The sequence below is a fragment of the Mycobacterium appelbergii genome, assembly GCF_032883035.1.
GTDB lineage: Bacteria > Actinomycetota > Actinomycetes > Mycobacteriales > Mycobacteriaceae > Mycobacterium > Mycobacterium appelbergii.
This window is the reverse complement of sequence record NZ_JAMQTH010000007.1, coordinates 20,097-41,486: the sequence shown is the minus strand read 5'-3', so window position 1 is coordinate 41,486 and position 21,390 is coordinate 20,097. Positions and strand designations below refer to the sequence as shown.

Genomic DNA, 21,390 nt, shown 5'->3' with positions numbered 1-21,390 from the left:
TCAGTCCCGTCAAAGTCCAAGGGCCGCTTTGGCCAGGATGTTGCGCTGAATCTCGTTGCTGCCGGCGTAAATTGACCCGGCCCGGTCGTTGAAGTAGCGCAGTGGTGCCACGGCCTCCCACGGCTCCCCGGAGATATAGCCGTCAGCCGGTGGCTCGAAATCGGCCACCGGCCCGCCCGGGCGGGTGGCGTGCGGTTGATATGCACGGCCGCGGGGCCCGGCGGCCTCCATCGCCAGTTCGGTCAGCGTCTGGCTCAGCTCGGTACTCAGAATCTTCAGCATCGAGGATGCGGTGCCGGGGTTACGGCCCTCGGCGACCGCGGCCAGCACCCGGTACTCGAGGATCTCCAGCACGTCGGTGCGGATGCGCGCGTCAGCAAGCTTGCGGCTGAACGCGGGGTCGTCCACCAGTCGCGCGCCGCCGAGACCGGGTTGTCGGGCGGCGGCCGTCGAGATCTCCTCGGCCAGTACCTGCAGGGCCGGGGCGGATGCGCCGCCGCCGCGCTCGAACTCCAACAGGTACTTTGCGACGGTCCAGCCGTCGTCGACGGCGCCGATCACGTTGGACTTCGGCACCCGCACCTCGTCGAAGAAAACCTGGTTCTGCACTTCTTCGCCCGAGGTCATCACCAGCGGCCTGATCTCGATCCCGGCGGAGGCCATGTCGATCAGCACGAAGGTGATGCCCTGCTGCTTCTTGGCGGCGCGCGTCGTGCGCACCAGCGCGAACATCCAATTCGCTTCGCGCGCGTGCGTCGTCCAGATCTTGCTGCCGGTGCACACCAGGTCGTCGCCGTCCGGCACCGCGGTCATCGACAGTGCCGCCAGATCCGAACCCGCCTCCGGTTCGGAATAGCCCTGGCAGAAGAACACCTCGCCGGTCAGAATGCGCGGCAGGAAGTACTCCTTCTGCGCGGACGTCCCGAAGGCGATGATCGCGTGGGCCACCATCCGGATACCCATCGGTGACAGTGACGGGGCGCCGGCCAGTGTCGATTCCCTGCTGAAGATGTAGTGCTGGGTCAGGCTCCAGTCACAGCCACCGTGCTCGACCGGCCACGCAGGTGCTGCCCAACCGCGCTCATGCAGGATCTGCTGCCAGGCCATGCTCGCGTCGTGATCGGCGTAAACGCTGGTCATCAACCGGCCTGCACGTTGCAGGTCGGGAGTCAGCTTCTCGGTGAGAAAGCTGCGTACCTCGTCGCGGAACGCCTGGTCGGTCGTCGACCACTTGAGGTCCATGCCTGCCCCTGTCTGCCGATGCTGTCCACCACACAGTAAACCTAGTTAGTCAAGTGGGCCGAAAAGTTGCTGCGCACCGGTGGCAACCGGCGAGCAGGAGGGGCAATAATCGGAGGCGTGGAGCGGCGACAAAACGGACAGGACCCCGAAACCCCGATGGCACTGTTGCAGCAAATGCCTGCGCTTGTGGTTTTGGAGCGATTTCCGGTGCCGGTGCTCGCAATCGCCGAGGACGGCAGCATTCTCTTCGCCAACAGTGCCTTTGGTGAAATGGTGGGCTACAGCACCGATGCGGTTAAAGAAAAGAAGTTTGCTGAGGTTTTCCATTCGTTGCCCGTCGACGATTCCGCTGTCTCAGTGGTGCGGGCGCACGCCGAGCTTGTCGTCGACCTCGTGCACCGGGACAACTCGATCGTGCGGGCCCGGATGAGCAAGTCGGCGCTGCTGCGCGGCGACGACCCGGTGGCGCTCGCGACTTTTCAGGATCTCACCGAACGGCTGTGGGCCGAAGAGCTCTAACGCCTACGGTTCGAGGGCCGGTGTCGGGGAGCGCCGCAGCGCTTCCCGGGCCAGGAACTCGCGGAAGTAAGCCAGCGACTCCGCGCTGACGATCGCGGGCAGCAGCAGCTCCCAGGTCCGCGACACCCGTTGGCGTAGATCAGCGCCATTCGCGGTCGCGCTGGACAGGGTCTCGGCCCCGAGCATGGCACCGAGAATGATCTCGGCGGCTCCCTTGGCATCGATGTCGGCTCGGAGATCGCCCTCGGCGGCGGCCTGCTCGACCTGCTCGGTGAGCTCCGCAAGCCAGCTCGCGTACACCCGTCCTGCGGCGTCATTGATGCCGGTGAACGTCCGGATGACTTGCATCCCGATTCGTGCGGTCTTGTCGCTGCCGGCGAAATCAGCTACGACGAAAAGGCCGTGGACGATGTTCTCCAGGGCCGGCGACGAGGATTCGGTGATGGTGCGGAACGTGGCCAGGATGCTCGCCCCGCACTCGTCGATGATCGCCTCGGCCAGCGACTCCTTGGAGTCGAAGTGGTAGTACAGCGCGCCCTTGGTCAGTTCCGCGCGTTGGATGATGTCGCCCAACCCGGTCGCCGGGTAGCCGATCTCGCTGAAAAGGTCGACGGCGGCGATGACGATCTTGCGTCTGGTCACCCCGGAGCGGGCTTGGCGGGCCATGTCGAATCCCGAATCCCCGTCAGGCCGTACCGTCGCGCCGGACTGCCGGTTCGTCGGGTAGCAGGGGTGCGGCATTCCTGATCGCCAGCGCAGTGCGGCGCCGGATGAACTGGGTGAGGTAGCTGAGCCGGTCCGGGCTCACGAAGCTGGGCAGTATCAGATTCCAGGCCTGCTCCAGGTCGGTGAGGAAGCGGGCAGGGACGTCCAGGTCGCTGGTTTGGCGGATGCCCATGTACATCGCGACCAACAGCCGGGCCATGGCGCCCGGATCGCTGTCTGCGGCCAGATCGCCTTCGGTGACCGCGCGTCGCCCGATCTCGGTGAACCCCTGCGCCCACGAATCGAGCATGCGCGGGCCCAGGTTGTCCATGCGGCCGATCGATTCGACCAGATTGAGGCCGGCCCGGGCCATCGTCTCGCTGATGTCGTCGACGGCCAGCAGATAGGAAATATCGATCAGGGTTTCCAGGCCCGACAGATTGCGGGCGAGGACCTCCGCGACGGTGACCCGGGCCTGCTCGGCGCGGTGGTCGACAATCGACGAGGCCAGGGCGTGCTTGGATCGAAAGTGGAAATACAGCGCGCCCTTGGTGACTGCGGCATCGGCGAGGATGTCGTCGAGGCTGACCAGGCTGTAGGGCTTGTGAGCGAATTGCCGCGACGCCGCCCGCAGAATCTGAAGCCGGGTGAGGTCCGCTCGCCGGTCGAGCTGCTCAGTCACCACGGAACCTCGGAATCTTCACGACTGCATCGTTGGAGCGAAATACGGATCCCGCTAGTCACGGGGCAGGGCGATTCTTTCATCTGGCAATTCCGGACGCCGAGCACCGGTGATCGTGTCGATTTCTGCACGGCATCATAAGCGGATACTCGAAGTCTTCACGACACGTGCATAACATTCTAAAGGTATGTATGGTGCGTAACGTGATAACTCTTGGTTCGCAGTCGGCGAGCCATGCAAATCTGGCGAAGATCGTCGCAACGCGTATTGCGGCCGGTCGCGGCATTGCCCCGCCGGCAGTTGCCACGAGTTGTCCCACACGCGTTGCCATAGCCTGCACCGGCAATCCCCCTCGAATCCCGGTGCGGGCTGTGGCAACCCCAACTGCGTCGAGCTGTCATCGCGGCTCAACTGCATCGACTGTCTCGCGAAGGTGGTTTGAGGTTCGCTCGCTGCCTACCCCGCGCGGCCGATATAGCAATGCCGAGGTATTCATTTGATGGTGTGGGATGACGAAGTCGACGTCGTTTGCTACGGTTCCGGCTTCGGCGGACTGGCCAGCGCCATTGTCGCGGTAGACGCCGGTCTTGAGGTATTCGTCGCCAGATCCGGCAGCGAACCCGGGGCCGCTCCCGGCTCCGGCGCTCCATGGCTCGGCTCAGGCGTGGAGGATCAGGAGACCCTCGACTATTTCGCGGCGCTCTCCGGTGACGTCGAACTGGTGGCCGGCGGGTCATCCGACGCCGACTTGGCCGTCCGCGTCGTGAGCGATCCCGTTCCGGCGGGGCCCCGCGCCCGGATCGAGCCGTTCTACGGCGCCCGGCTGCGGGATTGGGCAGCCCAGTGCCTGGTATCGCCCTACGGCGTGCTCTACACCCGCATCCTCGATCGCGACACCACTCCGATGAAAACCCGCAGCGGCGAAGAAATCCAGGTCAAGGTCGTCGGTGCGGTGGAGCCCGGCACCAACGCGGCGTCGGCGGTCAACGAATGGCTGCTGACCCAGACCCGTGAGCGTGACATCGAGATTTCCGACGGCTGCGCCCTGCAACGCATCGTGTTCGAAGAGGGTGAAGTGCTGGGTGCCGTCATCGACACCGCGGACGGCCCACTTGCGTTACGGGCCCGCCACGGCGTCGCGATCACGACCGACAGCCACCAGATCGGGACGACGGACATGACATTGCCCGTCTCTGACCCCGGCCAACCATTGCAGGTGTGTCTGGTCGGGCACAGCGCCAGCAGGTTCGCGCGAGTTGAGCTGTTGACGACCGAGACCGCCGCGGTGGCACCGCGGTCGGCCTACTGCCGGTCCAACCGTGTGCACGACGGCCTGCGTGAGGCCGGCCGGTCACATGCGCGGCGCTGCCGAAAAATGCACCGGTACCCGCCCCTTGGCTAGCAGCTGCTGCATTTCGTGGCCGAGGATCGGTTTGGACAACAGGAAACCCTGCGCCCGGTAGCAACCGTGGCGCAGCAGGGTCAGGGCGGCCGTTTCGGTCTCGACGCCCTCGGCGACCAGTTGCAGACCGAAGGCGCCCGCCAGCGCGATCACCGCTCGCACGATCGGCAGGTCTCCGGGATTGGAGCCGAGCTCGGCAACAAAGCTGCGGTCGATCTTGAGGGTGTCCACCGGTAGCGATTTGAGCATCGACAGCACGCTGTAGCCGGTCCCGAAATCGTCGATGGCGACCTGCACGCCGGCATTCTTCAGACCGGCGAGGGTAGTGCGGGTGGTCTCGATGTCCTGCACCACAACGCTTTCGGTGATCTCCAGACAGACCGATCCCCGTGGCAGGCCGAACTCGGCCATCGTGCTGGCCACCGACTCGACGAAGCCGTCGGTCACCAGTTGAACCGGAGAGACGTTGATCCGCAGCACGATGCGGCGACCCACGCCGTTCGACCGCCATCGCGCGAACTCCTCGCACGCGCTGCGCAGCACCCAGCGGCCCAATTCGCCTGCCAGGTTGATGGATTCGGCGACTCCGATGAACGAATCGGGTGCGAGCAGACCACGGGTCGGATGTTGCCAGCGGACCAGCGCCTCGGCCGCCAGCACCTCACCGGTGCGCATGTCGATCTCTGGCAGGTAATGCAGCAGCAGCGAGCCGCTCTCGATCACACTCTGCAGGTGCAATTCGATGTCGTTGCGGAAATCGATCTCCATGGCCATCGCGTCGGAGAACACCGCAACCTGATTCCCACCCGCGTTCTTGGCGGTCAGCACCGCCTGGTCCGCCCGGCTGAGCAGCTCCGAGGTCGAGTGGCGGCCCGGAATGCCTTCCGCGAGGCCGATGCTGACAGTTCTGGTGAGCATCTCACCGTCGATCGCCACCCGTTCCCGCAGGACCGATTGCAGACGGTAGGCCAGCGCCGCGGCGGCGTCGACCGACATCGACGACGCCGGGACCACCACGAACTCGTCACCACCGAGTCGGGCGATCAGCTTCGGCTCGTCGTCGCCCTCCTGCAGGCGCTGTGCGAGAACCCGGATGAACGCGTCACCGGCCGTGTGGCCCAGATAGTCGTTGATCGCCTTCAACCGGTCCAGGTCGAAGAACATCACCGACACCGGACCCGGCTGGCCGGGCGCCAATCGCGCCTCCAGGTGTGCCATCAGAGCCCGCCGGTTGTGCAGCCCGGTCAGATGGTCATGGTCGGCGAGGTAGCGCAACCGTTCCTCGGCGGCGATGCGCGCCTGCACCTGTGCGAACAACGATGCAATGGCCTTGAGCGCGTTGAGCTCCGCAGGCTTCCATTCGCGGTCGCCGAACTTGACGAAGCCCAGCACTCCGGTGGTCACCTCCCCGGACAACAACGGCACACATGCCATCGACGTCGACGGGATGTGCCGACCGGCTTCAATGGTCCGCTGGTAGTCGGTGGTGGCCGGCTCGGGCCGGAACACCGCCGGTTCTTTGAGGTGTTCGGCCATCGCGAACACCGGGTCGGCGTCGGCGAAGTGGATGACCGCGAGCGGATCGGTCGGGGAATCCACCGGCCGTGGTGGCCATTCGGCAACCAGACTGGTGACGTGCGTGAGGTGATCGTTGTGCCGCAGGAAGCTCACGTCGACGTCGAAGTAGGAGACCAGGTCGGCCAGAACCTCCTGGCTCACCCCGGCAGCCGTGGCGGCATTGACGGCCATCAGTTGCGTGGCAACTGATGTGACGACCAACTCCAGGCTGCGTGGCACGCGGAACCTCCGGTGAGTACCTCAGCCGTCCGTCGGCTCGTGGGTGGGCGCCGGCCTGCGCCGCCGGCTGCGAACCGAAGGTCGCGGTGCGATGGACAGTCTCAGTACCAACGCCTGTGACTCGTTGCGTTCGGTTGCGGTCAACTCACGAAAAGCGTACTGCAGGTCGCGCAGCGCATCGGCATGGGCTGCCGACAGCTCCTCACGATCCCGGTCGTCATGGGCGTAGAGGAAGACCGGCGACACCGGTTGGACGGCGAGTCCGTGCTTCTGGGCATGGACCCAGAATGCCTCCACTGCCGAGCCGGCGTGCGCGTAGTCGGTCAGCCGACGGCCTGGCACCGACACCACCGCGATGGCCGAACTTCCCGTGACCCGCTCGTAGGTGTCCTCGCCAAGCGCGGCGCCCGCGCTCCAGTCGGACAGCTTGGCCATCACATCGGGGCGGCGCAGGATATCCAGCAGCACCAGGTCGGCCGGATCCAGGCCGAGGCTGGACACCTCCAGCCCGGAATCCGGTTCAGGGTCGCCGGGCCAGCGCAGTTCGGAGAACATCTCCCGGTGCAGGGTCGGCGTGAGGTAACGGATGCGATCGGCCTCGGCGAGAATTCCCGCGGCGGCCTCGACATCGGTTGCCGCGTCGAGGATCTGCAGACGCGCACCTTCCTCCCGGACCGCGGTGGCCAGTGCCGCGAGGGTGTCGGCGGGAATGGGGGTGGCCGTTCCGCGCGCCCGGTTGGTCTCGCGTTGCAGCATCGGGTCGTACAGTGCCGCCAAATCTGGTGCGCTGCCGGGGGAGAGCTGCATGACGCCGTGCAGGGGAGTGCCCTCGTCGCCGCGGCGCCAGTCGATCTGTCCGACCAGTCCATGGGCGGCGGCCGCGACCCTGGCATTGAATGCCGCCGCGCCCAGGGCGACAGCGCTCCCGCGGTAACCGACATCCATCGCGGTGGTGTACTTCGTCGCCAGTCGCAGGCTCAGCATGTTGCGACTGGACTCGATCTGCCACGGTTGGGCATTACCGCCCGACGGTGCCCGGTTGGCGGCTGTCGCGATCACCTCGGCCACCTCGGCCACCTCGGTCGGCTTGACCGGCTGGGCCGGGTCGGCCGGGTCGGCCGATGTGCGCACCGGCGATGGGCCAGGCGCCGCAATGAGCGGGTCCGCCAGCTGATCGAGTTCGGTCGCGACGTCCAGTCGCAGCCGGCCCGATCGCAGCGGCTGACCCAATCCGATGCGGCGTACGGCATCGGCGACGAGCGTGGCGCCCAGCGCCACCTCACCGGCGAGCTGCGGCCAGGTGGTCAGGGTTTTGCCGACCTCCACCAGTGATGCGGCCATGCGCGGTGACAGTTCGGCCGCATCGAGTATCCGCAGGACGTGCGGCACCTTGTCCTTGCTGCTGAGCCCGGACAGCCGTGCGGTGTCGATGTCACCGAGCAGGCCGTGCAGGATCGGCCGGTCGGGCTCCAGGTCGAAGCGCTCCACATCCAGTAGGCCTCGATCGGCCGTGGCCATCAGCACCGGCAGCCGCAATGCCCGCGCAGTCTCGCGGACAAGGACTTTCGCATCGAGTGAGTCGCATTCCTCGACCACCACGTCGAGCCCGCCGAAGAACTCCGTGACGGATTCGGGCTGTACCCCGCCGGAGTCGACCCGCACGGGCAGGTACGGGTCGATCTCGGCGATCCGGCGTGCGGCGACCACTGCCTTGTTCAGCCCGAGATCGAACACCGTCGCGGGAACCCGGTTGAGGTTGGGTAGCTCCAGCTCATCGAAGTCGGTGAGCCGCAACTCTCCACAGAGTCCCTCGGCGGCAAGCTGGTGGGCGACGGCGTGGCCGACGCTCAACCCGATGACCCCGATCCGCAACTTCGACAGACGCTGTTGTTCGTCGGCGCTGATCAGGTTTCGGTTGCGGTCCAGGCGCAAGCGCTGAAACGAGCGCGGGCCCACGATGCCGACCACGGTGCGCCGCCACGGGTAGTAGGCCCACCGGGTCGGCTCGTCCAGTAGCTCAGGCTCGGCCGCCGGGGTGAGTTCGGCCAGCGCCTCCTGCTGCCGGCCGCGATCGTCGATGAAGGCGATCGCGGGATCGGCGCGCAGTTCCGCCAAAAGGCTGCTGTCGGAGGGATCGTCGGGGTTGATGATTACCGCGTGGCATTTCGCTGACTCGTCGATGCCGTCGATCATCGCCCAGTCGCGGCGGAGGCGTCAACGTCACCAGCGGTGACCAGCCGCGGCGAAATCCGCTGCGTTTCGGCGAAGAACGCTGAAAGCTGCTTCGGATCGGCATGATTGGCGAACGTCCGACGATCCCACCACATCATCTTGGTTTGATACCGCGCATCCGGGTACGGCGTTGCCGGAATTTTCGAAGCTAACACCCCGCCCGAGGACAGCCAACGCTTCAGCACGTAAGCCGCTGCTGTCGCCATCGCAAACTGAATATCCAGCAATGCCATGGAATGTAGCGGCATGCGGGCCAACGTGTCGGTCAGCGCACGGCTCTGGTCAGGGTCGTCGCCGACCCATGCGGTCTTCATCTCGACCACGCCGAACGGCAGCCGGTCGGCGATCATCTTGCGCACCGTGTCCAGGCCGGGCTGGCCACTCCACTCGACCACGGCGTGAGATTCCTCAGGACTGCGGTACGGACCCTTGGCCCGAAGCCCCCCGACGACCCGCCCGGCATCGTTGAGCCCGACACAGAACAGCGCCGTGTCGTCGCCGGTGCGCAATGCCTGCATATCGAGCGCCTGCTCGACGCCGTGCTTCAGATAATTCTGTTCGGCACCACGCACGTACTCGTGCCACAGTTCGCGTTCGGTGCCGGGATCGGCGACAACGATCGTGCACTCACTGGCCGGGTCCCACCAACTGGGACTCCTCTCCAGGGTGAGAGGGGAGCGGACTGCAGTTTCGAGATGGGGAGCGGTCATGCGGATCCATTTCGTCGGTCAGCCGTGTCCCCCGACTGGCGCGGCTGATTACTAGTGCGCGGCACGGTTGTGCCAATACGCGAACATGAGTATCCCGCCGCAGGGCATGGTAATTCCAGCTAGCTGAGAAACCTTGTCCAGCCTGGTGTTCAATTCGGTACTGTCGCAACCGTTGTACTCACCAGTACATGCAATTTTGGCAAATTAACTATTGCTTATCAGTAGTGAATATGCCGGATAACCTGATGTTCAGCAAAGATTTGATTTGACGTAGTCGAAGATTAATGTTTCTCTACGTCAGTTTTGGTCTGTTTTGCTGTCCGGGCCGCGAGCCAGTACATCCAGCCGGTTGACAGCGATTGAGAATGTGAATCGCCGCCCGAGGCACCTCCCGTGGTGCGCCCTGTGGGTGGGTTCCGGTGGGTCCCGGCGGGTGATCCGGACGCAGCCGGTGTATGGCACTGTGAGGAGCCGTATCAGGTTCGAGAGGAGTCCACGGTGGCGCAGGTCAGAGTGTTCAACGGTCTTGAGGAGTTCGTGGCTGCAGCGGGAAGTGAGCTGGGGCCCACGGAGTGGATGGAGATCACCCAGGAACGGGTCAACCTGTTCGCCGACGCCACCGATGACCACCAATGGATTCATGTTGATCCGGAGAAGGCGGCGGGGGGGCCGTTCGGCGGGACGATCGCGCACGGCCTGCTCACCCTGTCGCTGCTGCCGTATTTCACCCATCAGCTCTACCGCGTCGACAACATCGCGATGGCTATCAACTACGGCTACAACAAGGTCCGATTCATCACTCCGGTCCGTGTGGGTGCGCGGGTGCGAGCCCGGGCCCAGATCGCCGATGTCACCACGCTGGAGGGGGCGGTTCAAGCCGCCATGACGGTTACCGTGGAAATTGACGGTTCTGACAAACCTGCCGCAGTGGCCGAGTCAATCGTCCGTTTCATCGGCTGACCCTTTTCCGGCGAGCAGGCACTTAGGTACCCGAAATGCCACGTTTTCGGGGACCTAAGTGTCTGCTCGCGGGTAATGGTGACAGCCCGTACCGGCGTTACTGACAACTGTCAGAATCCATTGACGTCCGTCAAAAAGCTTTGTTAGTGTGCTGCATCACAATGTGAGGGAGCCCAGTGATACGGCAATCACCACCTCGGACGGCAATCATCGGTGCGGGTATCAGCGGGCTCACCGCCGGCAAGATGCTGAAGGACTACGGCGTCCCGTACACCACGTTCGAGGCCTCGGACCGCATCGGGGGCAACTGGGCGTTCGGCAACCCCAACGGCCACAGCAGCGCGTACCGGTCGTTGCATATCGACACGAGTAAACATCGGTTGTCGTTCAAGGACTTTCCGATGCCCGATCATTTCCCGTCGTTCCCGCATCACACCGACATCAAGGCCTACCTCGATGCCTACGCCGACACGTTCGGACTGCTCGACGGCATCGAGTTCAACAACGGGGTGGTACATGCCGCACGTGTTGCCGACGGTGGCTGGGACATCGAGGATCAGGCCGGCAACCGACGTCGTTACGAATTACTCGTGGTCGCCAACGGTCATCACTGGGATCCCCGGCTGCCGGAGTTCCCGGGGACCTTCACCGGTGAGTCGATCCACTCGCACCACTACATCGACCCCCAGACCCCGCTGGCCCTCACGGGGAAACGGATCCTGGTCGTGGGTATCGGCAACAGTGCCGCCGACATCACTGTCGAGCTCTCGTCGAAGTCACTGCAGAACCAGGTGACGCTGTCGACACGGTCGAGTGCCTGGATCGTGCCGAAATTCATTGCCGGGCAACCGGGGGACAAGTTCTTCCGGACCACGCCGTACCTGCCGCTGTCCTGGCAGCGCAAGGCAGCGCAACTGCTCGCACCGATGCTCGGCACCGACCCGACCGCCTACGGACTGCCGGCTCCCGATCACAAGCTGTTCGAAGCGCACCCCACGCAGTCGGTGGAACTGCCACTGCGTCTGGGATCCGGCGACGTCAGGCCCAAGCCGAATGTCGACCGGCTCGACGGGGACACTGTGCATTTCGAGGACGGCAGCAGCGACGTCTTCGACGTCATCGTCTACGCGACCGGATACAACATCACGTTCCCGTTCTTCGACCCGGACGTCATCAGCGCACCCGGTAATCAGATCCGGCTGTACAAGCGCATGTTCAAGCCGGGGTTCGACGACCTGGTGTTCATCGGTTTCGCTCAGGCGATCCCGACCCTGTTCCCCTTCGTGGAATGTCAATCCCGGCTGCTCGCTGCGTATGCGGTCGGACGGTACGCACTGCCCCCGGCCCGGGAGATGGAGCGGGTGATCGACGCTGATCAACAGGTACATGCCGGGCACTGCACAGATCGCCCGCGCCATACCCAGCAGGTGGACTACTTCTACTACGAGCACGACCTCCGCGCCCGTGAACTACCGGCTGGCGTGAAAAGAGCTGACGCGCAGCGTCATCAGAGCGTGTCGACGGCCCTTCGATGACGTACTCGGAAGTCAGCTTCCGCTCCGGCGGCGAGGTCTGCAGCGGCTGGCACTTCCGCGGCGTGGGGCAGAGATTCGCGGGGCCGGACGGCAGACCGGTAGTGGTGATGGCGCACGGCTTCGGGGGGACCAAAGACTCGGGCCTGCGGCCGTTCGCCGAGCGCTTCGCCGCGGCAGGCCTTGACGTGCTGGCATTCGACTACCGGGGTTTCGGCACCTCGGAAGGCCTACCCCGGCAGAGTGTTTCGGTTGACCGTCAACTCGAGGACTACGTCGCAGCCATCGGTGCGGCGCGGCGCTTGACAGGCGTGGACCGCGCCCGGGTGGTGCTGTGGGGATCGTCCTTCTCCGGCAGTCACGTGCTGCGTGCGGCCGCCGACTGTGCCGACGTGGCGGCGGTGATCGCGATGACCCCGCTCACGAGCGGTCTGGCGGCGAGTCGGGCGGCAGTCGCGCACCGTGACGTCGGCTCGGCGCTGCGCTGGACGCTGATGGGGTTGAAGAGCCGGTTGGCTGTGGCCACCGGTGGCAGTCCCGCGTTGATGCCGCTGGCCGCGCGACCGGGTGAGCCGGGCGCTCTCGCCCTGGACGGCGCATACGAAAGCTACCGGTCGCTCGCCGGCCCGACCTGGCGAAACGAAATCGACGCGGGCATCGGGATGGAGCTGATGCGGATCCGCACTGCCACGGCGGCCAAGCGCCTGAGCTGTCCCGTACTGGTGCAGATCGCCGATTTCGACCGGTTTGTCCCGGCGAACTCGGTGGTCAAGACCGCTGTGCAGGCCAGGGCCCAGGTGCATCACTACCCGTGCGACCATTTCGACGTGTGGCCCGGGCACGGCTGGTTCGACACTGCCGCCGAACACCAGGCTGCATTCCTGACGCGGTCAATGCCGTCCACAGACCGTGACACGGACAGTCGTTAGGGGCAGGCAGTTCACCGGTCGCCGATTACATCCAGGCGTGCCATCGCATCTGCGCTGAGGGCGATCGAGCCGACATCGACATTGTCCTGCAGGTGCGCGCTGGAGCGCGTGCCCGGGATCAGCAGGGTGTTCGGCGCATGGGCCAGGAGCCACGCCAGCCCGACCTGGGCCGCCGAGACGGCCAACTCTGCTGCGAGGGACTGCACTTCGGTATGCTCGGTGACTTTGGCAGCGCCGGGAAAGGCTGAGCCGAGCGGGAAGTACGGCACCCAGGCGATGCCCTCGGCGACACAGAAGTCAAGCGTTGCCTCCTGAGTGCGGTCGAGCACGCTGTAGGCGTTCTGCACGCAGACGATCCCGGCCGGTAAGGCTCGCTGCACCACCTCGAGGGGCACACTGCTGATGCCGATCGCGCCGATCTTGCCCTCGTCGCGCAGCGTGATCATCTCTGCCAACTGATCGTCGAGGTCGACGATCTGGTCGCCGGCAGCGCCCAGATTGCGTCCGAGATCCAGGCGCCGCAGATTCACCACCGGGATGCGGTCGAGGCCCAGTTGGGCGAGGTCGTCCTCGACCGCGGCGCGCAGTTCGGCCGGCCGCTGGGCGGGAGCAAGAGGGAGGGGACCGGTCGTGGTGTGGGCTGCGCCGACCTTGCTCACGATCACAAGATCGTCCCGGTACGGCGCCAGGGCTTGCCGGATCCGCCGGTTGACCTCGCCACCTGCGTAGAACGAGGCGGTATCGATGTGGTTCACGCCGAGTTCGACAGTCTGCCGCAGCACTGCGACGGCATCCTCGGTCGACAGCGATGCGTCGAGTTGCATGGCCCCATAGCCGATTCGGGCAACGGTGTGTGTTCCGAGCCGGGCCGTGCCTCCGGCGTGTGTGGAGATGGTCATACGTGCTCCTGTCATGGCATAATGCAAGATGCGGAGGAACCTCCGCTTAGCACCATACAGAAGCGGAGAACCCTCCGCTACGGTTGGCCAGATCCGGTCGGATGCACGACACAACCGTGAGCGTCTGCTGCAGAAGGCTCCTCGTGAGTCAATCGCACGAGCAGGCGCAACGGTTGCTCGACCTGCTGGTCGACGGCTTGGTCGCATCACGCTGATGTCCTCAGTCGCGCAGCGTGTCGTACAGTGCGGCCACGTCTCCCGGCCGCACCTTCATCGCCGCATTGCGGGGTAACTCGTCGACCACCGCCACGGCCACCGGCACGTGATGACTGGGCAGCGTTTCGCGGACCAGATCCTTCAACTCGTTCTCGGTCGGAGCGACTGCACCGACTCTGCGCTCGACCGCTGCGAACGGCACCTGGCCCAGCCGGTGATCCGGCACCCCCACGACACAGGCATCACGCACCGAGGGATGCGAGATCAGCACGTGCCGTACAGATTCCGGCAGGATCTTGAAGCCGCCGCGGTTGATGGCGCCATCGCGGCGGCCGTGCACGGTGAGGAACCCGTCGTCGTCCACCGACGCCACGTCGGTGGTACGCACCCAATGCGGGCCGATGGCCTCCACGACGGCCTGCAACAGCCCGATCGTGCCGGCCGGTACCTCGGTGCCGGTCTCGGCGTCGACGATGCGCACCCGTACCCCGGGCAGCGGCCGGCCGACGCTTCCGGGTTTCTGGGTACCGTATCGGCGGTGCAGATCCGGAGTCCAGGCGCATACCGAACCGGCGAACTCCGTTGCCCCGTAGGCCCATAACAGCGGTATGCCGTAGCGCTGCTCGAACTCCTCGCGTAGCTCAGGCTCCAGTGGACCGGAGCCGCCGGGCAGATATTCCAGCGACGCCAGATCGGCCGGTGGCACGTCGGCCTCCAGCAGCATGCGGATGATCGCCGGTTGTACGCCGGTGCGCTTGATCCGATAGGTCTTCACTGCGCGCACCCATTCGGGGACCGTGAACTTCTCCAGCAACACCATGCGTTTCCCGCTGGACGGCGCGGCCAGCAACTGGCACACCCCGATGCTGCCGAATGGCCAGTACACCAGATCGGGTGGGTCGTCATCTGCGACGGTCCGGCCTGATGTCGTTCTGCTCGTCGCGTCCGCGACCGACATACTCAAGACAGTGTGCGCGAGAGCCTCGGTGGTGACCGGGATCCGCTTGGGTGGGCCCGTGGTGCCGGAGGTCAGAATGTGCAGACCGGCGAGGGTCAAGCCCGGATCGGGCTGTGCGGCACCGGGAGCCGTCGTCATACTGAGATCGAGCGGATGGTCGGACAACGCCATACCCGCGGTACCGGTGCGTCGCGCGGCGTCGACAACTTCGGGCGTCCAGTCCTGACTGTCGGCGAGAACCGCAGGGAGGGAGAGGGTCTCGATATCGCGGGCGATCGCCGTCGCTGACTGGTAAGAGTAGATCATTGCCACTGGCCGTTCGGTGGCGATGAATCCAAGGATCGCCGCGGCGTGGGGCACCCGGTTGCGCACCACGACGCCGACCGGCTCATGATCACCGATGCCGGCAGCGGCCAAGGCGGCCGAGATTTGGTCGATGTAGCGCGTTAACTCGTTGCCGGTGTACCACTTCCGCTCGAACTCGAGGAAGGGACGGTCACCGTACCCGGCCAGGGCACAGGCCAGGGTGTCGGCGAATCGTGTTCTCACGCGGGGTCAGAACTGGGTGGATCCCAGGTCGACCGGGATCCGGCTGGCGGTGACGAACCGCGACTCGTCGCTGGCCAACCAGCATGCGGCGTCGGCGATATCCTCGGGCTGGGCGATGAAGTCGGGCAGGAACGGGGTGACCATGTTCATCAGTCCGGGATTGGTCTCGTTGGCCCGGTGCAGTGCCGCCATCATGTCGCCCGTACCCATCGGGGTGTTGACGGCGCCGGGGTGCAGGCTGTTCACCCGGATCTTGTGCTTGCCGAGTTCGGCGGCAAATGCCCTGGCCATGCCGGCAACCGCGTGCTTACTCGCGGTGTAGTGCACCATGAACGGCTGCATTTTGATACCTGCGGCCGAGCTGATGAGGATGATCGACCCGCCGTTGCCGCCGTCGATGATGTGCTGGGCACCGGCCATGACCGTGTTCCACGTGCCGGTGAGGTTGATGTCGATGACATCGCGGAACGACTCCGGCGTCGTTTCGTTCCAGGCTTCCGGAACGGTGATGCCGGCGTTGGCGACGATGACGTCCAATCGGCCGAACTCGGCGACGCCTTTGTCCACCGCGGCGCCCAACCCGTCGAAGTCACGGGTGTCCACGGCGGAGGCGAGGATTCGGCGGCCGGTGTCCTCGACGAGTTTGACCGTCTCGGCGAGATCTTCCGGTGTTGCCGAGTCGTACGGCACACTGGGCGGCAGCGGTCCGGCCAGATCGACGGCGATGATGTCGGCGCCCTCGTTGGCCATCCGCACGGCGTGTGCGCGACCCTGTCCGCGTGCTGCCCCGGTGATGAACGCGACCTTGCCGGTCAACCGCTCTGCCATGGAATCTCCCTTGCTGTTGTTTGTGGTGGTCTAGGCCCGGCGCTGGGCGGCTTTGACCAGCCCGCCGCCGATGATCAGGCGCTGAATCTCGCTGGTGCCCTCGTACAGCCGCAGCAACCGGACTTCGCGGTAGATGCGCTCCACGGGCACCTCCCGCATGTAACCGCTGCCGCCGTGTATCTGTACGGCGAGATCGGCTACGTTGCCTGCCATTTCGGTGCAGAACAGCTTCGCCGCCGACGGCGCGATGCGGCGGTCCTCGCCGGACACCCACTTCTGCGCCGCATCGCGGACCAACGCGCGTCCGGCGAGGACTCCGGTCTGCTGGTCGGCGAGCATCGCCTGCACGAGTTGAAAGCTGCCGATCGGTTGTCCGCCTTGGGTCGCGGCCGCGGCATAGGCCACCGATTCGTCGAGGGCGCGTTGGGCGGAGCCGACGGCCAACGCGGCGATGTGCACGCGCCCGCGGGCCAGTGAGGTCATCGCCGCCCGGTAACCGACGTCTTCGCTACCGCCGATCAACGCATCTGCCGCAACCCGCACGTCGGTGAAGGTGACGTCGGCGGTCCATGCGCCCTCCTGGCCCATCTTGGCGTCCTTCGCGCCGACTTCCACGCCCGCGGCGTCGGCGGGGACGAGAAACACCGCGATACCCGGCCCGGCATCATCGGCGGGCCGGGTGCGGGCGAACACCACGAACAGGTTCGCGGTGGGCGCGTTGGTGATGAACCGCTTCTGGCCGTTGATCACCCAGTCGTTTCCGGAGCCATCGCGAACGGCCCGGGTGCGGAGCCCGGCGGGGTTTGATCCGGCACCGGGCTCGGTGAGTGCGAATGACGCGACAACCTCGCCGGAGGCGATTCCTTCGAGCCATTGGGCCTTCTGCTCATCGGTGCCGAAACCGACCAGTACCTGACCGGCGATGCCGTTGTTGGTGCCGAACATCGACCGCAGCGCCAGGCAGGTGTAGCCGAATTCCATTGCCAGTTCCACGTCCTGGGCGAGGTGCAGGCCGAGACCGCCCCACTGCTGTGGGATGGCGTAACCGAAGAGGCCCATCTGCTTGGCCTGGTCGCGCAGGTCGTCGGGCACCTTGTCGGTGGCGAGGATCTCGTTCTCGCGGGGGACCACGGTGGTACGGATGAAGCTGCGGGTCTGCGCCAGGATGTGCTGGAAATCCTCGTCGCTGACGTCGGCGGTCGCCTCGGTGGTGGTCACAGACGAAACTCCTTCTGCTGCGAAGAGGCCAGGGGCCCGCGGATTGCCAATATCGTATATGAAATATGATGCTTTTCTGACGGACCCCCGGGAACGAGAGTTAGGACAGGTGATCACGTGTCATTGCTGACTGGTCAGACTGCCGTGGTGACAGGCGGCGCCCAAGGTCTGGGCTTCGCCATCGCACAGCGCTTCATCGCCGAAGGTGCCCGGGTGGTGCTCGGCGACGTCAACCTGGAGGCCACCGAGGCGGCCGCCGCAGAATTGGGCGGTGCGGACGTCGCCGCGGCGGTCCGGTGCGATGTGACCTCGGCCGCCGAGGTCGAGGCCCTGGTCCAGGCGGCGGTGCAGCGCTTCGGTGGGCTGGACATCATGGTGAACAACGCAGGCATCACCCGCGACGCCACCATCCGCAAGATGACCGAGGAGCAGTTCGATCAGGTCATCTCGGTGCACCTCAAGGGCACCTGGAACGGCATCAAGTCCGCCGCCGCGATCATGCGTGAGAACAAGCGCGGGGCGATCGTGAACATGTCCTCGATCTCCGGCAAGGTCGGCATGCTCGGTCAGACCAACTACTCGGCGGCCAAGGCCGGCATCGTCGGCATGACCAAGGCCGCCAGCAAGGAGCTGGCTCATCTGGGTGTGCGGATCAATGCGATCCAGCCGGGCCTGATCCGCTCCGCGATGACCGAGGCCATGCCGCAACGTATCTGGGATTCGAAGGTGGCCGAGGTACCGATGGGCCGGGCCGGTGAACCCGACGAGGTGGCCAAAGTGGCCTTGTTCCTTGCCAGTGATCTGTCGTCGTACATGACCGGCACCGTCCTCGAGGTGACCGGCGGGAGGCACCTGTGACTGTCCGCGAGGCCGTCATCTGTGAGCCGGTCCGCACCGCTATCGGACGTTATGGCGGCATATTCGCATCCTTGACCGCCGTCGATCTCGGAGTCGCCGCACTCAAGGGACTGCTGGAGCGTACCGGCGTGGCAGTCGAGCAGGTGCAGGACGTGATTCTCGGGCACTGCTATCCCAACAGCGACGCACCGGCGATCGGCCGGGTGGTGGCATTGGACGCAGGGCTCCCGGTGACGGTGCCGGGTATGCAGGTGGACCGCCGCTGCGGGTCGGGGTTGCAGGCGGTGATCCAGGCCTGCCTGCAGGTACGCAGTGGAGACAACGATCTCGTGGTGGCGGGCGGCGCGGAGAGCATGAGCAACGTCGCGTTCTACTCGACTGACATGCGCTGGGGTGGAGCGCGCGGGGGAGTCCAGATCCACGATGGGTTGGCCCGTGGCAGGACCACCGCAGGCGGGCGGAACCATCCGGTACCCGGCGGCATGCTGGAGACCGCGGAGAACCTGCGCCGCCGGTACGGCATCACGCGCGTGGAGCAGGACGAGCTCGCGGTGAGCTCCCATCAGCGCGCCGTGGCCGCCCGGTCCGAGGGTGTGTTGGCCGAAGAGATCATTGCGGTCACCGTCCGCGACCGGATCGTCGACACCGATGAGCACCCGCGCGCCGACACCACGGTCGAATCGCTGGCCAAGCTGAAACCTGTTCTGCTCAAGCAGGATCCTGAGGCCACGGTCACCGCGGGCAATTCCAGCGGCCAGAACGATGCGGCCTCGATGTGCATTGTGACCACTCCGGAGAAGGCGGCCGAACTCGGTCTGACCCCGCTGGTTCGGTTGGTGTCCTGGGGCGTCGCCGGCGTCGCGCCCGACCTCATGGGCATCGGCCCGGTACCGGCCACCGAGCGGGCGCTGGCCAAGGCGGGTCTGCGGCTCGCCGACATCGACCTCATCGAGCTCAACGAAGCGTTCGCCGCGCAGGCGCTGGCAGTGATGAAAGAGTGGAAATTCGGTGCGGCAGACCATGAACGGACCAATGTCCGGGGCTCCGGAATCTCACTCGGCCACCCGGTCGGCGCCACAGGCGGACGTATGCTCGCCACGCTGGCGCGCGAGTTGCACCGGCGTGAGGCCCGCTACGGACTGGAGACCATGTGTATCGGGGGCGGTCAGGGGCTGGCCGCTGTGTTCGAAAGGGCCTCATGACGAAACTTGCGCAGACCCTGGGGCTCACCGAATTTCAGACTGAGATCGTCTCGACGGTACGGCAATTCGTCGACAAGGAGATCATCCCCGTCGCTCAGGAACTGGAGCACGCCGACACCTACCCGCAGGCCATCGTCGATCAGATGAAAGAGATGGGCCTGTTCGGGCTGATGATCCCCGAGGAGTACGGCGGTCTGGGCGAATCCCTGCTCACCTACGCGCTGTGCGTCGAGGAACTCGCCCGCGGGTGGATGAGTGTGTCGGGCGTGATCAACACCCACTTCATCGTCGCGTACATGATCCGCCAGCACGGCACCGATGCCCAGAAGGCACGGTTCCTGCCGCGGATGGCCACCGGTGAAACGCGTGGCGCGTTCTCGATGTCGGAACCCGAACTCGGCTCCGACGTCGCCGCGATCCGCACCCGTGCCACCAAAGCACCCGACGGCGATTTCGTGATCGACGGCCAGAAAATGTGGCTCACCAACGGCGGCAGTTCCACCTTGGTGGCCGCGCTGGTGCGCACCGACGAGGGAGCCGACAAGCCGCATCGCAACCTGACCGCATTCCTCGTCGAGAAGCCCACCGGTTTCGGTGAAGTGGCTCCGGGGCTGCTGATTCCGGGCAAGCTCGACAAGCTCGGCTACAAGGGCATCGACACCACCGAATTGATCTTCGATGGCTACCGCGCCGGCGCCGACGACGTCCTCGGCGGTGTCACCGGACAGGGCTTCTTCCAGATGATGGACGGCGTCGAGGTCGGCCGGGTGAACGTGGCGGCGCGCGCGTGCGGCGTCGGCCTGCGGGCGTTCGAACTCGCGGTGCGCTACGCCCAGCAGCGCCAGACCTTCGGCAAGCCCATCGCCGAGCATCAGGCGGTGGCATTCCAATTGGCCGAAATGGCCACCAAAGTCGAGGCCGCACATCTGATGATGGTCAACGCGGCGCGCTTGAAGGATTCCGGCGAACGCAACGACGTCGCGGCGGGGATGGCGAAGTATCTGGCCAGCGAACTCTGCTCGGAAGTCACCCAGCAGAGCTTCCGGATCCACGGGGGCTACGGCTACTCCAAGGAGTACGAGATTGAGCGGTTGATGCGCGATGCGCCGTTCCTGCTCATCGGGGAGGGCACCAGTGAGATCCAGAAGAACATCATCAGCAAGCGGCTGCTGTCCGACTATCGGGTCTGAGCCGTGAGCATTCCGGATTTCGCCGCCCGCCCACAGCTGGCCGAAGACGTGGCCCGACTGATCCGTCGGCGGATCTTCGACGGCACCTATACCGCGGGTAACTACATCCGCCTCGAGCAGCTCGCCGCCGAACTCGGCATCAGTGTCACACCGGTGCGCGAGGCGCTGTTCGGTCTGCGGGCCGAGGGTCTGCTGACCCAGCAGCCGCGCCGCGGGTTCGTGGTACTACCCGTCACCCGGCGCGATATCGACGACGTCGCCGACGTCCAGGCCCACATCGGCGGTGAACTCGCCTCGCGTGCCGCAGGACATATCAGCGACGCCGAGCTGGACGCGCTCCAGGCGATTCAGCAGCAGCTCGAAGAGGCCTACTCGCAGGACGACCACGAACGGGCAGTCCGGCTCAACCACGCCTTCCATCGTGGGGTCAACGTCGCCGCCGACTCCCCGAAGCTCGCCCAGCTGATGTCCCAGATCACCCGCTACGCACTGGAATCGGTGTTTCCCATGGTCGAGGGCTGGCCCGAGCAATCCACTCACGACCACCGCCGGGTGCTGGCGGCATTGCGGGAACGCGACGGCGAACAGGCGCGGGCGGCGATGGCGGAACACCTGTGTGCGGCGTCCAAACCGCTTGTCGACCATCTGGTCCGGTTGGGTGTGCTCGAGTAGTGGTGACGGTTAACCGCGCGAGCAGACGCGAATGTACCCTTTTCAACGCGAAAAAGGGCACCTTGGTGTCTGCTCGGCGGGGGGAGGGGA

At 65.6% G+C, this 21,390-nt stretch carries 19 protein-coding genes; 9 read left to right on the top strand and 10 right to left on the bottom strand.

The window, feature by feature from the left end:
• Positions 1 to 9: 9 nt before the first annotated feature.
• On the bottom strand, positions 10 to 1,242 hold the full coding sequence (locus tag M1247_RS16870) for an acyl-CoA dehydrogenase family protein (RefSeq protein WP_317157518.1): 1,233 nt from the start codon (positions 1,240 to 1,242) through the stop codon (positions 10 to 12).
• Between the two features lie 156 nt (positions 1,243 to 1,398).
• Between M1247_RS16870 and M1247_RS16865 the strand changes: the two genes are divergently transcribed.
• Positions 1,399 to 1,761, top strand: a complete 363-nt coding sequence (locus M1247_RS16865; protein WP_317157517.1) for a PAS domain S-box protein — start codon at positions 1,399 to 1,401, stop codon at positions 1,759 to 1,761.
• Between the two features lie 3 nt (positions 1,762 to 1,764).
• Here the strand turns inward: M1247_RS16865 and M1247_RS16860 are convergent, their stop codons facing one another.
• Both M1247_RS16860 and M1247_RS16855 read right to left on the bottom strand, forming a co-directional pair.
• Positions 1,765 to 2,427 carry a ScbR family autoregulator-binding transcription factor gene (locus tag M1247_RS16860; protein ID WP_317157516.1) on the bottom strand — a complete coding sequence of 221 codons (663 nt, stop codon included), beginning with the start codon at positions 2,425 to 2,427 and terminating at the stop codon, positions 1,765 to 1,767.
• Between the two features lie 19 nt (positions 2,428 to 2,446).
• Positions 2,447 to 3,148, bottom strand: a complete 702-nt coding sequence (locus M1247_RS16855; RefSeq protein WP_317157515.1) for a TetR family transcriptional regulator — start codon at positions 3,146 to 3,148, stop codon at positions 2,447 to 2,449.
• A gap of 499 nt (positions 3,149 to 3,647) precedes the next feature.
• On the opposite strand from M1247_RS16855, the gene M1247_RS16850 reads away from it, so the two are divergent.
• Positions 3,648 to 4,550 (top strand): FAD-dependent oxidoreductase, encoded by a 903-nt coding sequence (locus M1247_RS16850; protein WP_317157514.1) that lies wholly within the window; start codon positions 3,648 to 3,650, stop codon positions 4,548 to 4,550.
• On the opposite strand, the gene M1247_RS16845 is transcribed toward M1247_RS16850, so the two are convergent.
• The 3 genes from M1247_RS16845 to M1247_RS16835 all read right to left on the bottom strand — a co-directional run bounded on the left by M1247_RS16845 (position 4,500) and on the right by M1247_RS16835 (position 9,289).
• The gene (locus tag M1247_RS16845) at positions 4,500 to 6,299 is read right to left on the bottom strand and encodes a putative bifunctional diguanylate cyclase/phosphodiesterase (protein WP_410506901.1); all 1,800 of its coding nucleotides are present in this window, start codon (positions 6,297 to 6,299) and stop codon (positions 4,500 to 4,502) included. The genes M1247_RS16850 and M1247_RS16845 overlap by 51 nt on opposite strands.
• Before the next feature lie 69 nt (positions 6,300 to 6,368).
• Positions 6,369 to 8,540 carry an Rv1355c family protein gene (locus tag M1247_RS16840; protein ID WP_317157512.1) on the bottom strand — a complete coding sequence of 724 codons (2,172 nt, stop codon included), beginning with the start codon at positions 8,538 to 8,540 and terminating at the stop codon, positions 6,369 to 6,371.
• Positions 8,537 to 9,289, bottom strand: a complete 753-nt coding sequence (locus tag M1247_RS16835) for a hypothetical protein (protein ID WP_317157511.1) — start codon at positions 9,287 to 9,289, stop codon at positions 8,537 to 8,539. Before M1247_RS16835 ends, M1247_RS16840 begins: the two co-directional genes overlap by 4 nt.
• 498 nt (positions 9,290 to 9,787) lie before the next feature.
• On the opposite strand from M1247_RS16835, the gene M1247_RS16830 reads away from it, so the two are divergent.
• The 3 genes from M1247_RS16830 to M1247_RS16820 all read left to right on the top strand — a co-directional run bounded on the left by M1247_RS16830 (position 9,788) and on the right by M1247_RS16820 (position 12,710).
• On the top strand, positions 9,788 to 10,249 hold the full coding sequence (locus tag M1247_RS16830; protein ID WP_317157510.1) for a MaoC family dehydratase: 462 nt from the start codon (positions 9,788 to 9,790) through the stop codon (positions 10,247 to 10,249).
• A 179-nt stretch (positions 10,250 to 10,428) separates the two neighbouring features.
• Positions 10,429 to 11,784 carry a flavin-containing monooxygenase gene (locus M1247_RS16825; protein WP_317157880.1) on the top strand — a complete coding sequence of 452 codons (1,356 nt, stop codon included), beginning with the start codon at positions 10,429 to 10,431 and terminating at the stop codon, positions 11,782 to 11,784.
• Positions 11,781 to 12,710, top strand: coding sequence for an alpha/beta hydrolase (locus M1247_RS16820; protein ID WP_317157509.1), 930 nt, complete (start codon positions 11,781 to 11,783; stop codon positions 12,708 to 12,710). The genes M1247_RS16825 and M1247_RS16820 overlap by 4 nt, the downstream gene beginning before the upstream one ends.
• A gap of 11 nt (positions 12,711 to 12,721) precedes the next feature.
• On the opposite strand, the gene M1247_RS16815 is transcribed toward M1247_RS16820, so the two are convergent.
• The 4 genes from M1247_RS16815 to M1247_RS16800 form a co-directional block, all read right to left on the bottom strand.
• On the bottom strand, positions 12,722 to 13,609 hold the full coding sequence (locus M1247_RS16815; RefSeq protein WP_317157508.1) for an aldo/keto reductase: 888 nt from the start codon (positions 13,607 to 13,609) through the stop codon (positions 12,722 to 12,724).
• Positions 13,610 to 13,829: 220 nt separating this feature from the next.
• Positions 13,830 to 15,332 (bottom strand): class I adenylate-forming enzyme family protein, encoded by a 1,503-nt coding sequence (locus M1247_RS16810; protein ID WP_317157507.1) that lies wholly within the window; start codon positions 15,330 to 15,332, stop codon positions 13,830 to 13,832.
• Between the two features lie 6 nt (positions 15,333 to 15,338).
• On the bottom strand, positions 15,339 to 16,160 hold the full coding sequence (locus M1247_RS16805) for a mycofactocin-coupled SDR family oxidoreductase (protein WP_317157506.1): 822 nt from the start codon (positions 16,158 to 16,160) through the stop codon (positions 15,339 to 15,341).
• A gap of 30 nt (positions 16,161 to 16,190) precedes the next feature.
• Positions 16,191 to 17,378, bottom strand: coding sequence for an acyl-CoA dehydrogenase family protein (locus M1247_RS16800; RefSeq protein WP_317157505.1), 1,188 nt, complete (start codon positions 17,376 to 17,378; stop codon positions 16,191 to 16,193).
• Between the two features lie 117 nt (positions 17,379 to 17,495).
• Between M1247_RS16800 and fabG the strand changes: the two genes are divergently transcribed.
• The 4 genes from fabG to M1247_RS16780 are packed head-to-tail and all read left to right on the top strand — an operon-like array spanning position 17,496 to position 21,300.
• Positions 17,496 to 18,236: a 3-oxoacyl-ACP reductase FabG gene (fabG, locus tag M1247_RS16795; protein WP_317157504.1), complete on the top strand. Its 741-nt coding sequence runs from the start codon at positions 17,496 to 17,498 to the stop codon at positions 18,234 to 18,236.
• Entirely contained in the window at positions 18,233 to 19,438 is a 1,206-nt protein-coding gene (locus tag M1247_RS16790; RefSeq protein ID WP_317157503.1) for an acetyl-CoA C-acetyltransferase, read from the top strand. The genes fabG and M1247_RS16790 overlap by 4 nt, the downstream gene beginning before the upstream one ends.
• Positions 19,435 to 20,628: an acyl-CoA dehydrogenase family protein gene (locus tag M1247_RS16785; RefSeq protein WP_317157502.1), complete on the top strand. Its 1,194-nt coding sequence runs from the start codon at positions 19,435 to 19,437 to the stop codon at positions 20,626 to 20,628. The genes M1247_RS16790 and M1247_RS16785 overlap by 4 nt, the downstream gene beginning before the upstream one ends.
• Positions 20,629 to 20,631: 3 nt before the next feature.
• A complete protein-coding gene (locus M1247_RS16780) occupies positions 20,632 to 21,300 on the top strand; it encodes a GntR family transcriptional regulator (protein ID WP_317157501.1) in 669 nt (222 codons plus the stop codon).
• Positions 21,301 to 21,390: the final 90 nt, after the last annotated feature.

What these genes read in the sequence shown, in the direction of transcription:
- M1247_RS16870 (WP_317157518.1), bottom strand. Translation starts at nt 1,242, where the DNA reads ATGGACCTCAAGTGGTCGACGACCGACCAGGCGTTCCGCGACGAGGTA.
- M1247_RS16865 (WP_317157517.1), top strand. Translation starts at nt 1,399, where the DNA reads ATGGCACTGTTGCAGCAAATGCCTGCGCTTGTGGTTTTGGAGCGATTT.
- M1247_RS16860 (WP_317157516.1), bottom strand. Translation starts at nt 2,427, where the DNA reads ATGGCCCGCCAAGCCCGCTCCGGGGTGACCAGACGCAAGATCGTCATC.
- M1247_RS16850 (WP_317157514.1), top strand. Translation starts at nt 3,648, where the DNA reads ATGGTGTGGGATGACGAAGTCGACGTCGTTTGCTACGGTTCCGGCTTC.
- M1247_RS16845 (WP_410506901.1), bottom strand. Translation starts at nt 6,299, where the DNA reads ATGGCCGTCAATGCCGCCACGGCTGCCGGGGTGAGCCAGGAGGTTCTG.
- M1247_RS16840 (WP_317157512.1), bottom strand. Translation starts at nt 8,540, where the DNA reads ATGATCGACGGCATCGACGAGTCAGCGAAATGCCACGCGGTAATCATC.
- M1247_RS16835 (WP_317157511.1), bottom strand. Translation starts at nt 9,289, where the DNA reads ATGACCGCTCCCCATCTCGAAACTGCAGTCCGCTCCCCTCTCACCCTG.
- M1247_RS16820 (WP_317157509.1), top strand. Translation starts at nt 11,781, where the DNA reads ATGACGTACTCGGAAGTCAGCTTCCGCTCCGGCGGCGAGGTCTGCAGC.
- M1247_RS16815 (WP_317157508.1), bottom strand. Translation starts at nt 13,609, where the DNA reads ATGACCATCTCCACACACGCCGGAGGCACGGCCCGGCTCGGAACACAC.
- M1247_RS16805 (WP_317157506.1), bottom strand. Translation starts at nt 16,160, where the DNA reads ATGGCAGAGCGGTTGACCGGCAAGGTCGCGTTCATCACCGGGGCAGCA.
- M1247_RS16785 (WP_317157502.1), top strand. Translation starts at nt 19,435, where the DNA reads ATGACGAAACTTGCGCAGACCCTGGGGCTCACCGAATTTCAGACTGAG.